The sequence below is a fragment of the Furfurilactobacillus curtus genome, from assembly GCF_054657915.1.
Genome location: NZ_BAAHXU010000001.1, coordinates 214579 through 226976, shown reverse-complemented (window position 1 = coordinate 226976; position 12398 = coordinate 214579). Strand labels below are relative to the sequence as shown.

Genomic DNA, 12398 nt, shown 5'->3' with positions numbered 1-12398 from the left:
CACTGAAAGCCACTAACCCACCTCAAATCATGGCCGTCTGTCTGATAATAACCCACTTATTTTTTCGGAAATTGAGCGACTAATCGGTAAATAGGTTGGCCCTTGGCAGCAAATTTTTGTTCATACTCTGTTTCGATATTCTCCAATTCACCTTGGCTGGCCGCCACATCGGCATGTAAATCAAGAGACAATTCCGTCAGATTGAGACCAAAGCTAGTCATGCTCATGATTGAATACTCAAACAGATGACGATTATCCGTTTTAAACTGTAGCTGACCACCGTCGCCCAGCACCTCCGCATAACTTTTTAAAAAACTTTTATACGTTAAGCGCCGCTTTTCGTGGCGAGTCTTTGGCCATGGATCGGAAAAGTTAAGATACAGTTGGGTCACTTCCCGAGGCTCAAAAAAATCGTTAACCCCCTGCCCATCCGCTAGTACCCATTGCAAATTGGGTAGTTCAGCTGGCAATGACTGTTTGAGGGCCGCGGCTAACACAGATTTTTGCAATTCGATCCCAACAAAATTGAATTCCGGATGCGCAACGGCCATCCCAATTAAGAATTGTCCCTTACCTGTGCCAATTTCAACATGCAACGGTTGTACGGATTTAAAGCGCGACTGCCATTGGCCTCGATAATGCTCCGGATTTAAAACGATTGCTTGCGGATTTTCAGTGATCAAATCGTCCGCCCAAGGTTTATTTCTGACTCGCATACATTCTCCTCGTTATTCTTTACATTTTTTTCAATCGAAATTGGCTGTACCAACCGACGAACAAACCTACTTCAAGAACCATCGTGCCACTGTCGATCAGCAAGCGTGTCCATGACCAATTAACTAGTGTGTCTGTAAGCACAAAGACTAACGCGACAATCGTTAATACAAGGATCAAGACTTTTTGGAACGCCTGCAACTGTTGTGACCTAGTAATTGGATATAGGTGGGTAAATACATTACGTTCGTATTGGCGATAAAACGGTAATAGCTGGAAGCCAATCAAGTAAACAAGCAAAATCATGACCAGTAAGCTGGCCCATTGTTGATGGATAAAAATCAACGCCACCAAACCGATCACTGACAGTCGCGTGATCAGGCCAAACGTATCACTGTCACGTCCTAAACCGCGCGTAAATAAATATAAGTATGGGTCTGCTTGGCGCCGATTAACCCATCGCCACAGTGGATCAAGATAGCGTCGTCGTCGAATTTTAGCAGCAACTTGAGGCACATCGGTGAACAAATTAAAGAAGCGATATAAACCCATCATCCGGCCTGCCTCATCACGCACTAACGTCGTCCACGCCAATTGACCTCGTTGCCACTGCTGGGTGTGCCTAAAAGTCACAATGCTAAACCCGATAATACTCAGCATGAGCCCAATGATAGGATGAAGCCATAACCCACTGGCAAAAATCACCAGTGGCATTAACCAATTAACGAGCCGAAAGTTAAGCGGCGTTAAGCGGGTCTGCTGAACAGTTTGTTTCAACGCGAGATTCATCCACGCAGCTTTCGTTACCAAAGCCGTTAAGATAACGATAGTAGCTGCCGGTAAGGAAAGCTGATCAGCCTGTCCCATAAATGGCAACAAAATGACAACAACGGCGATCTGAATTAAACCACCCATCAATAGGCTATAATTGCGTGCCGAACGCAGGTAATCATGTAAAACGCCTTCCGCAGGCATCAAGAATGCGATGTCCGCTGGCTCAATTAAAGTTGCTAGCCGACCAACTTGAGTAGTCAGGGTTAATATAACAACCGTCACTAACGGGCCCCACCACACACCGCCAACCAACTGTTTTAATTCATTTTGATAGGCAAATCCAAGCGCACCAAAGAAAAAAAATAGTGCAATAACAAAATGATCCGTAAAAACCAGTCGTAAATATTTCAATAATTGTCCCGCGTGCCGGGACAAACGTGTCGAAAATAGGTTCGTTAAATCATTCATTTCGTTCACCATCTGCCAGTGAAAGATAGATGTCGTCTAAAGAATTACCGGCTTGAGGAAAGGCCGCTTGTAATTGGGCAAGAGTTCCAGCAACCTTGATTTGCCCTTGGTGCAGTAAAATAAAGCGATCACAATATTTTTCAGCATTGGCCAAGACGTGCGTCGACATTAAGATTGCTGCCCCATTCTTCTTTGCATCTTCAATTAGCGTCAATAAATCATGTACAGCAACCGGATCAAGACCGAGAAAAGGTTCATCAATAATGTAGACCTTGGCGTCCGTCATAAAGGCGTTAACAATCATCACCTTTTGTTTCATCCCTTTAGAAAAGTTGGCTGGAAACCAATCCAATTTATTGTCCAAGCGAAACATTTTTAGCAAACGATGAGCTCGCTGCCACGTTGCTTCTTGCTCCAATCCATAAGCCATCATCGTTAGCGATAATGTTTCAGCCAACGTCAGTTCATCGTACAAGACTGGCAACTCTGGAATATAGGCAATCTGCTGCTTGTACCGGGTTGGGTCTTCACTTAGCGTCGTACCACCAACAACAACCCGGCCTTTTTGCGGCGTTAATAAGCCAATAATATGGTTAATGGTCGTTGACTTGCCGGCGCCATTTAGCCCGATCAAGCCAACCACTTCGCCGTCGTTGACTTGAAAATTGACATCCTTTAACACGGGAACCTGCGAATACCCGCCTACTAGATGATCCACTTCAATACCCATGTACTGCCTCCACTGTCTAGAATAATGGTACGATTATAGCATAATCTTCTTCGACTAAGCTGCCAGGTTGTTGTTGGCAGACTGGGTGTGTGTATAATGGAAGAAATTCATAAAGTGAGGCGTGCGTAATGCTAGATGATAACTGTATTTTTTGTAAAATAATCAAGGGTGAAATCCCCAGCTATACTGTCTATGAAGACGATGAAGTTAAAGCTTTCCTTGATATCTCGCAGGGTACTCCAGGACATACTTTAGTCATTCCTAAAACCCATGTGCCTGATATTTTCGCTTACGACGAAGACTTGGCTCAGCGAGTGTTCGCTAGAATTCCAAAAATTGCTCGGGCAGTGCGTGATTCTAACCCCGACATTATCGCGATGAACATTGTCAACAACAATGGTGAAGTCGCCTATCAGTCTGTCTTCCATTCACATTTTCACTTAGTACCACGATACAGTGATCACGATGATTTTAAAATGATTTTTAAAGATAACAGCAATCAATATAATGACGCAGCTTACCAACAGATCCAACAACATATTATCGACCATTTGGAGGCGTAATATTATGTTCAAAAAATTTTTTGCGCCTTTTCGCAATCTAATCCAGAGCTTTCAAACCTTTGCTCAAGCTTTGGCAAAATTACGACGGAGCGCCGCTAATTTATCCGCCACCGCTGACAAAGTGCAGAGCACAATTGACGATATCCAGCGTTCCGTTGACCGCTTTCAATTTAAAATGGATAGTCGCACTGAAGCACTTCAAAAAAATATCGATCAACTCAATCACGATCTGGACGAATTGAACCACCGAATTTCAAAATGAGCAAAAAATTGGCTTAAAAATGACTTAAGTCAAAGCAAATTTTCCTTTAAGAGGAGTCAAGTTGGCTCAAATGCCCATGATTTATGGTAGGATATTCCTTGGATGCGATTTACTTGTGACAAATAATTTGGAAAATGGATGTGAAAATAGTTTATGAAAAAATGGTTACTGATTCCGGCCGCATTATTAATGGCCTTCACGTTGGCAGCTTGTGGTAATAAAACAGTTGCGACAACTAGTGGTGGTAAAATCACTCAAGACCAGTACTATTCAAGTATGAAGACCACTAGCCAAGGGAAGCAAGTTCTTCAACAAATGATTATTAAAAAAGTGTTGGAGAAAAAATATGGCGACAAGGTCTCTGATAAAAAGGTCACCACTCAGTTCAATACGGTTAAAAAGCAATATGGTTCAAGTTTCAGCAGCATGCTCCAACAACAAGGGATGACCACTTCTGATTTAAAGGACACCTTGCGGATGAACTTATTGCTGAAAGAAGCGGTTAAAAACGACGTCAAGATTACGAATGCTGACTTAAAGAAGCAATTTAAAGACTGGGAACCAAAAGTTTCCACGGCAGTCATCGTCACCTCTTCCAAAGCTAAAGCGCAATCTGCTATTGATGACTTAAACAACGGAACCAGTTTCGCCGACGCAGCTAAAAAGTACTCCACTGACTCATCAACCAAGAATAAAGGCGGCAAAGTGCCAACCTTTGATAACGCTACAACTTCGGTCGATGATTCCATCAAAAAAGCTGCTTTCAAACTAAATAACGGTGAATACACGAAGGAACCGGTCACAGACACGAATTCTTCTACTGGTGAAAAGAGCTACTATGTCATCAAAATGCTCAATAAGCCAGCCAAAGGTAAGTGGACAGACCACAAACAGGCGCTAAAGGAACAAATTTGGGACCAAGACATGGATACTTCAAATGGCGGTACAGTGCTTCAATCTGTCATTTCTAAAGAATTAAAGAATGGTGATGTCTCAATCAAGGATAAGGACTTAAACGACGTTCTGTCACAATACACCTCAACTTCTACTTCTTCAGCTAAGTAACTGATCGACAGTAAACCAAATAAGTAACTAAATAAACACGCGCTTTGCTAATCAAACTAGCGAAGCGCGTGTTTATTTGGTTGGAAATTGCGATTAGTTGCGCTCCCCTAATTCCGGGCGGTAAAACGACCGACCATCTAAACCAAAGATCCGTTCAGAAAATTCGCCAGGTACTGTTTGTTCAACAGCACTACTCATCATTTGAATGGAAGCATCTAATTCATCCAAATCATGTAAAACCTCTGCCTCTAAGATGCGGGGACGAACCGGTGATCCATATTCTAATAGACCGTGATGTGCCAAAATCATGTGACGAAGTAACAGCATTTCCTCTGACTCAGGATCAAAATGTAATTCCGCACAGACATTGACAATCTCCTCATCCACTAGCACAATATGACCGATTAAATTTCCAGCTAATGTGTAGGAAGTTGCAATCGGTCCCGATAATTCAATCGTTTTGCCCAAATCATGCAATAAGGCCCCGGCGTAAAGGAGCGATCGATTGATATTCGGATGCAAATCCGCCACTGTTTTGGCTAACCGAACAATCGAAATCGTATGAAACGCCAATCCACCAGCAAAAGCATGGTGGTTCTTTTTAGCAGCAGGAAATTGATAAAAACGCTCTATGTGGCGTTGCAAAACGGCCCGAACAACTCGATTCCACTCCGGATTCGTAATCTCAAAAATAATTTGCGAAATTTCTTCTTCCATTTCGCTTGTCGTCATTGGCCCATGGGCAACAAACTGAGCTGGATCATTTGGCTCACTATCGTTTGCAAGACGCAAATGCATAACTTTTATTTGCGAATTTCCCTGATAAAGTTCTTTTTTGCCGCGGACAAGCACGACTTTACCAGCAACAAACGCATTAATATCTTGTTCACTGGCATCCCACAAATTACCGGCCAATTCACCAGAAGAATCCGCAAACGTCAGATGAATAAACCGTTTACCATTTTTCGCAGTTCGCACATCTGCTCCCTTTAATAACAAAAACAAATCGAAAATTTCATCAACTTTAAAATCCATTAATTGTGTTTCTGCCATATTCGTTACTCCTTCAACCTAGGTAGGGCAGCTTTGACTCATCACTTATTAATCGAATAATTTGGTTGGCTTCGAAGTCTTGAACCATATTCAAATCAGCAGTGAAATACAAAACCTGATTTGTATGAGCAAGCCGCTCAAGTAATTGAACTGTCGCCTTGCGTCGTGGCTGATCAAAATCAACAAAAGCATCATCGATCATTAGTGGTAATCTCAGCTGATCATTCATGATTGTCGCGAAAGCCAGCCGGATGGCAAGATACAATTGCTCAACGGTACCCCGCGATAACTCAAATAGCTCGAATTCCTGACCATTAAGATTGATCACCGTGATCTGCTGGCGACTTAACTTAATTTCAGTATAGTGCTTCAACGTCAGGTCGGCAAAATACTGCTTAGCCTGCGCGACAATTTGCGGTAATCGATCAGCGGAGGCTTGTGTCAATGTTTGGTCAATCCATTGCATTGCGAGTTGATTAACTAACCAATTTTGAGCTAACGAAACAACCACATTGCGCTGGTTAGCAACCTGCTGTTGTAACTTTGGCGCCTGCTGATCACGGCCCATTTGCTCAAAATGAGCATGTAGGTCCGCGACGTGCTGTTGCTGTTCTGTTATCTCAGTGCGCGTACTTTCCAGCGCCTCATTCGTTTGCGCCAATTCTCGATCAATCGCCGTCTTTGATCCATAAACCGCTAATTGTTGCTGCAATGCTGGTGTCAATTGGGTTTCAATGGCCTCGACTTGCGCGAATGTTTTAATATCGCTTAATTGCGTTTTATATGCCTGTTTTAAAGTTGACACATCTGGCATTTGGAGTCGTTTTAATAATTTAGTTAAAGCCCGCTCAATGTGGGTCTGAGATGTCTGAATTTCTGCCAGTTGTGCGACGGCCTGTTCGCGCCGCCGCTGAGCTGCCTCCTCACTAATGGCTTGTGTCGCCAATCGCTGATATGAGTGACGGGCAGTTGTTAATGCCTCGCTGGCGCTCAGTGGGCGTAATGAAAGCCATTTATTCGCAAAGTCATAATCACCTAAAAAATGCGTAATTTGATCATTGAAGTGTTGAATTGCCTCAGTCAGATCACGTTCCTGTTCAGCTAACGCCAGCCAGCGGGTCAAATCACGTTGAATCCCTAACCACTGTGTCACAGGCAAGTGAGTAAAACCATGTTTCTGACCAATCAGACTGACATCGTCATTTCGTGAACTGCTGTCATAAACACCCCCTTGTGTTCGTCGCCAGCCATAAATTACCAAGGCAATACCAATCAATATCAATAGCCAACGAAGGCTACTACTGATTAACAGACTGACTAAAAAAAGACCAGCCCCAGCGACAAACCACGGCCATGCCCCTTGCATCCAGCTAACAGCGGCACCAGTTACAGTGATCGATGACGATGACGCCAAGTGTTGTTGAATCGTTGCCTGCTCTGACTCAGAAAAAGGCGTCATTTTATGAGTACTAAACTGATTCCGTTGGTCGAGTTCTTGTTGCTCGGCCTTAATATTTTGCAGTTGCTGACGTTTGAAATGTCGCTCATTAATCCACGCATTGACCTGATCAAACTTCGCCGCTTGTTGATCAAATTCTGATCGATGAATCATAAAAAATTCGAGTTCTGGCGTGGGGTCTTTTGAATCGTCCTGTAAAGCTTCAACCTGTTGCGCAGCTGCCGCCGCGAGCTGTTGCTGGTTAGCATATAGGCTAAGCGCTCCCGTATAGTCCTGCTCGTTAATTTGCAAACTTTTGGTCGTTGTTCGTTCCTGCAATTGCTGATATTGTTCATAATTCGGCCATAGCCGTTGCGCAGTTTGTAAACGCCCTTGGGTCGCTCGTAATTGCTTTTGACGCTCGACCAATTCCGATAAGTGATGTTCCGCTGCGTTAATCGTACTTTGTAATTCGATAAATGTTGGATATTTAGCAGTCGCCGTTGTCAATTCTTGTTGCAGCTGATGATAACGCTGTAAGGCCTGATTTAAAGCTGGCTTTCGCCCGCGAGATTTATAGATTTCGTCACTTTGTTTAGCCAGTTGATCAATCACGGTTAGCCAATGTTGACTGCCAACAGCCCCAACCCGTTGAAGCATTGACGTTAGGGCGGATCCATTTGTTGCCGTTAGCAGACGCAAGTCCTCTAAGTCAAACATCAAAGTCTGTTGAACAAACGCCTGATCCACGGAACCTAACAAACGGTTTAATTCTTCGGATGGCACTATTTGACCTAACGTAAGATTGGTGACCACTAAGTCCCCACCGCTTTTTCCAGCAGTTCGTTGAATTTTATAGGTTGTGGTTGGAGCCACATCGGTTGCCACAATTAAAAAGCCGCCATACCCTGCACCATTCTTGGGTAAATACTGTTCGGCAGGTCGCTTACCACTGGCAAAACCAAAGAGTACGCCCAAAATAAATCGCTGTAACGTCGTTTTACCCGTCTCGTTAAGGCCATAAATGACCTGAAGTGACTCTTTAAACGTGAAATCTTGATTTTGCCACTTACCGAAACCATCGATATGCGCTTGTTTAAGTCGCATCACTTCACCTCCTCTGGTGAATCAAGCTAATTGCTTAATCTGTATGCTCACTCGTTTGTTTAATAATCTGCTTAGCAGCGGCTGGCAATGTTGGTGACACCTGTGATAACGCCTCGGCAATTTCTGGTTCACTGAAAAGCTGCCCAGCGACTTGCGCTAAGTTTTCATCGGTAAATACCTGTTTAGCGGCAATTTGCCAAAACGTTTGATCTAGCTCGTCGCCCACATTGGTAGCTGAAGAAGCAAAAATTGGCTCAAGGCGAACAACCACATTCAATCCTTGCGTGTCTCCATGCAACTGACTTTGAGCTTGAATCAATGTTAATAGACTGCCATTCATCAGGCGTTCTATCGTATCTGCAGCTAGTTGATCCGCTTGTTTAATGGTGACCCCAATCAGTTGTAGCTGAACGTGACTAGAGGGTTGGTCTAGCATCGCAAGCCGATCAAAGATTGCTGACATCAACGCCGCTGAACTCATTTGTGCATGAGCTGTTACGAATACTCGATGCCATTCGATCGGGGCCACAGGTCGAAAAATTGGCGTTATTCCAGCTTGATCCACGTTCACGAGGTAATAGCCCTTAGCATCAGTTTCTTTAATTTGGCGCCCTTGAATATTTCCTGGATAAATAATCCAAGGGTGTTCCTCGTGCAAGATTTGGCGCTGATGGATATGGCCGAGTGCCCAATAATCATATTGCTTAGTTAATAACTCACTCACCGTAAAGGGTGCATATGTGGCATGTGTTTGATCGCCTGCTAGAGAACCATGGAGCATACCGATCGCTAGGTCAACGCCATTTTCACGCTTGGGGAAATCCGGAACAACATCGTTTACGACCGCCCGATTCGCATAAGAAAAGCCACTAATTTGGACTCGAACTTGAGATTTTGTCATCAGTTTTTTTGCAGTCACTGTTGGTCCAAACAGCTGCACATTTGGCGGTAACGACAATGACTGTTGATTGCCCGCCAAAAAATCATGATTGCCGTAACTTAAATAAACAGGGATAGCCGCCTCTTGTAATCGCATCATCTGCTTCAAAAAGAGAGCCTGCGCCGAAATAGAACGCTCCGCGCGATCATAGATATCGCCTGTGATGAGAATAAACTCGACATCTTCCGCAATTGCCTCATCAACCAGTCGCGTTAAAGCAACCATTGGCGATTGGTAAATCGTCTGCCACAACGATGCAGGCAATTGCGACAAGCCTAAGAATGGACTATCTAAATGCAAATCCGCCGTGTGAATAAACTTCAAATTCGTTCCCCCTCATTCTAATAAAATAAACGTACCCTAAATTCATCTCAAAGCTACTCATTATCGAGTCCAGTCAGACACAAACTGCACCGCCCGATAACGAAAAAACAGCCCAGCGCCGCGGAAAATCCGCAATCACCAGACTGTTTAACGTCTCAATTAGTCTCGGTAGAGATCTTGAATCGGCTTCGTGATGACGTTATTTAGGTCATTAAGCAAGTTATTAACGGCCTCTTCTTTTTGCATCAACGTCTTGACTTCTTCAAAATTGCCAACACTGCTTGCTAGGTCACGGGCTTGATTCATTTCATCTTCCGTCAAATCCTGACCTTGCATTTGTTTTTGTTGAAGGTTCATCTGCATCGTTTGAAATTGTTTGAACGTTTCAAACGCCGTCTGATTTTGCTTCATCGTCTCATAAGCATCACTTAGCGCTTTAAATTCAGCACTTTCTTGTAAGCCAGTCGCCATTTGTTTAGCATCTGCTAAAATATCTGTCGCCATGTTTTTCTCCTCTTGCGGTTGTCACTTAGCGCAAGCACTATGATTAACCACGTGTTTTAAAGTTCTTGTTTAGTTTAACATGCCAATCAAACTGGCAACAGCCCGTCAAACGAAGTATTTACTTTAAGAAGTGATTATTGGCCAAACCGACTCGTGAATTGATTCCAAAGGTCCTTCCCTTTTTGGATCAACGAATCAGCCCCATCACCGATCGATTTACCAACCTTATTTGCACCATCTTGAATATCGTTCCAAATATTACCGGAGGCCGTATTATTTTCGGTCGCGGCTAAGGTATTTGCATCCTTCACTGTGAACGGTGTCTGCTTTGTATTTGGTAAAATGTCGGTCATCTCGGCCCGAAATAGCCGGGCAACAGGATACCCAGCTGGGACATCTAAGTGATTTCCCTTATTTGTTTGATCAAACCCTTCCCAGTTGACCATCACAATATCTGGGGTGTAACCATCTACCCACATATCAGTCGTCCCCGCCGTATCGTCAACGCCGTCGGCTTCGGTGGTGCCAGTCTTACCAGCGACTTGATAGTTCGCAGGTTTAGCATAAATGCCAGTGCCATGGGAAAATGTTCCTAACATCATACTCGTCATTTCATTAGCTACATTCGTGCTGATGATCCGTTTAGGCTTTTTATAATCGTTATCAACAATCACTTTCCCAGAAGCATCCACAATTTTCGTAATGAAATGGGCTTGTGTCAATTTGCCCCCGTTTGCAAACGGCGTAAAGGCTTGCGCCATTGTTAACGGCGAAACCCCTTTCTTAATCCCCCCAAGCGCCATCGCTAAATTATCATCTGACGCGTCAAGATTTAAGCCAAATCGTTGGGCTGAATCGAATCCCTTCTGTAAACCAATCTTATTGAGCAACCAGACGGCCGGTGCATTATAACTATTTTGCAATGCCTGATACATAGGAACTTCGCCACGATAAGTATCCCCGTAATTGCTAGGCGAATAGTGATTAGCCCCATATGATTGTTTTTTGTCCTGCAATTCTGAATCGTAATAATAGCCATTTTGGATTGCCGGTGTATAAACGGCAAACGGCTTGATTGTGGACCCCGGCTGGCGTTGTGATTGCGTGGCTCGATTAAAACCACGAAAGACATGTTCGCCTCGGCCACCGATAACAGCAGTCACGCCACCATCATTGGGGTCCATCGCGACACTAGCGGCTTGTACCATCGTACCATCAGCCATATTAGCTGGAAAATTAGCCGGATTCTTAAAGAGTGTCTGCATAACAGTTTGTTGGGTTTGATCTAAAGTCGTATAAATCTTGTACCCGTGATTCATAATATCTGCTTCGGTTAAACCATATTTTGCAATTGCTTCATCAATAACTGCATCAAAAAAGTATGGATAACGATACGAGCTGTCTGGAGCGTAATTATCCGTCGTCGTCAACGGTGTCTTTTGATAATTGGCCGCCTGAGCACTCGTGATTTTTTTGTTCTCAGCCATTAAATCCAAAACCACATTACGTCGTTGCCTAGCTGCTTTCGGCTGATCAACTGGATTATAACCACTTGGCGAGGTTAGCATGCCAGCTAAAACGGCGGATTCTGGCACCGTTAATTGCGTCGCATGTTTACCAAAATAACGTTCTGAGGCATCCTCAACGCCCCACACACCATGGCCAAAGTAAGCGTTGTTCAAATACATCGCCAAAATATCTTGTTTTGAATAAACGTTCTCGACTTCGATGGATAAAAAGATTTCTTTTGCTTTCCGCGTTAACGTTTGTTCTTGAGATAAATAGGCATTTTTAACAAGTTGTTGTGTTAACGTCGAGCCCCCACCACTAATATAATCGCGGTGTAAAAGTTTATTACGAACCAATAAGAACGCTGCTCGGGCTAATCCCTTCACAGAATACCCATGTTCATGATAGAAATTTCGATCTTCAGTTGACAATACTGCATTTTGAATGTTTGGTGAGATTTTATTCAACGAAACATAAGTGCCTTTTTGTGAATAGAGCTCGCCAGCTTTCTTGTCGTTGCGATCATAGATCACGGTCGGCTGTGAGAGCGTTGCCTTCAGATTTTTAACATTCGCCGTCTTCGCTTCGAACGTTAAGTAAGCACTCAATAGAAAAATGAGCGATAAGATCACGACAACGAGCCATCGTGTAAGCTGAAATCGATGCCAAAATTGCCTGATGTGTCGCCAGATTGTGAGCCAAACGCGAGCCAGCCACTTGACAATGCTCGATTCATACCAAGCTCGTTTAGCATCTGGATGCTGATTTCGATTCATAGACTTGAACCTTTCTGTCTAAAAGTTATCCAATGTATCGTACCACATCATGAGTAGGCAACGATCGCAGGCTCATGGGCTTAAAACATTTTTATCAGACTCCCACCAACAATTGAATTAAGAAAGCGTTAAAGCAACTATTCGCATCGCAATAAACTCAAAGTAAAGCCG

General features: G+C 43.7%; 11 protein-coding genes. 3 read left to right on the top strand and 8 right to left on the bottom strand.

The genetic code is table 11. From position 1 onward, the window contains the following. Positions 1 to 56: 56 nt before the first annotated feature. The 3 genes from trmB to ACYQ0Y_RS01285 are packed head-to-tail and all read right to left on the bottom strand — an operon-like array spanning position 57 to position 2686. The gene (gene trmB / locus ACYQ0Y_RS01295) at positions 57 to 716 is read right to left on the bottom strand and encodes a tRNA (guanosine(46)-N7)-methyltransferase TrmB (RefSeq protein ID WP_407882227.1); all 660 of its coding nucleotides are present in this window, start codon (positions 714 to 716) and stop codon (positions 57 to 59) included. Positions 717 to 735: 19 nt separating this feature from the next. Next, positions 736 to 1956, bottom strand: coding sequence for an ABC transporter permease (locus ACYQ0Y_RS01290; protein ID WP_407882226.1), 1221 nt, complete (start codon positions 1954 to 1956; stop codon positions 736 to 738). Next, positions 1949 to 2686 carry an ABC transporter ATP-binding protein gene (locus tag ACYQ0Y_RS01285; RefSeq protein ID WP_407882225.1) on the bottom strand — a complete coding sequence of 246 codons (738 nt, stop codon included), beginning with the start codon at positions 2684 to 2686 and terminating at the stop codon, positions 1949 to 1951. Before ACYQ0Y_RS01285 ends, ACYQ0Y_RS01290 begins: the two co-directional genes overlap by 8 nt. Positions 2687 to 2814: 128 nt before the next feature. On the opposite strand from ACYQ0Y_RS01285, the gene ACYQ0Y_RS01280 reads away from it, so the two are divergent. From ACYQ0Y_RS01280 to ACYQ0Y_RS01270, 3 genes are all read left to right on the top strand, one after another. Continuing rightward, positions 2815 to 3249, top strand: a complete 435-nt coding sequence (locus ACYQ0Y_RS01280) for an HIT family protein (protein ID WP_407882224.1) — start codon at positions 2815 to 2817, stop codon at positions 3247 to 3249. Between the two features lie 4 nt (positions 3250 to 3253). Then, entirely contained in the window at positions 3254 to 3511 is a 258-nt protein-coding gene (locus ACYQ0Y_RS01275; RefSeq protein ID WP_407882223.1) for a hypothetical protein, read from the top strand. 153 nt (positions 3512 to 3664) lie between these two features. Then, positions 3665 to 4576: a peptidylprolyl isomerase gene (locus ACYQ0Y_RS01270; RefSeq protein ID WP_407882222.1), complete on the top strand. Its 912-nt coding sequence runs from the start codon at positions 3665 to 3667 to the stop codon at positions 4574 to 4576. Between the two features lie 93 nt (positions 4577 to 4669). Here the strand turns inward: ACYQ0Y_RS01270 and ACYQ0Y_RS01265 are convergent, their stop codons facing one another. The 5 genes from ACYQ0Y_RS01265 to ACYQ0Y_RS01245 all read right to left on the bottom strand — a co-directional run bounded on the left by ACYQ0Y_RS01265 (position 4670) and on the right by ACYQ0Y_RS01245 (position 12227). Continuing rightward, positions 4670 to 5629, bottom strand: a complete 960-nt coding sequence (locus ACYQ0Y_RS01265; protein ID WP_407882221.1) for a 3'-5' exoribonuclease YhaM family protein — start codon at positions 5627 to 5629, stop codon at positions 4670 to 4672. A gap of 13 nt (positions 5630 to 5642) precedes the next feature. Further along, positions 5643 to 8174 (bottom strand): ATP-binding protein, encoded by a 2532-nt coding sequence (locus ACYQ0Y_RS01260; RefSeq protein WP_407882220.1) that lies wholly within the window; start codon positions 8172 to 8174, stop codon positions 5643 to 5645. 34 nt (positions 8175 to 8208) lie between these two features. Continuing rightward, positions 8209 to 9438 carry a metallophosphoesterase family protein gene (locus ACYQ0Y_RS01255; protein ID WP_407882219.1) on the bottom strand — a complete coding sequence of 410 codons (1230 nt, stop codon included), beginning with the start codon at positions 9436 to 9438 and terminating at the stop codon, positions 8209 to 8211. A 159-nt stretch (positions 9439 to 9597) separates the two neighbouring features. After that, positions 9598 to 9942 carry a YlbF family regulator gene (locus ACYQ0Y_RS01250; protein ID WP_407882218.1) on the bottom strand — a complete coding sequence of 115 codons (345 nt, stop codon included), beginning with the start codon at positions 9940 to 9942 and terminating at the stop codon, positions 9598 to 9600. A 134-nt stretch (positions 9943 to 10076) separates the two neighbouring features. Next, the gene (locus ACYQ0Y_RS01245; RefSeq protein WP_407882217.1) at positions 10077 to 12227 is read right to left on the bottom strand and encodes a PBP1A family penicillin-binding protein; all 2151 of its coding nucleotides are present in this window, start codon (positions 12225 to 12227) and stop codon (positions 10077 to 10079) included. Positions 12228 to 12398 lie beyond the last annotated feature (171 nt).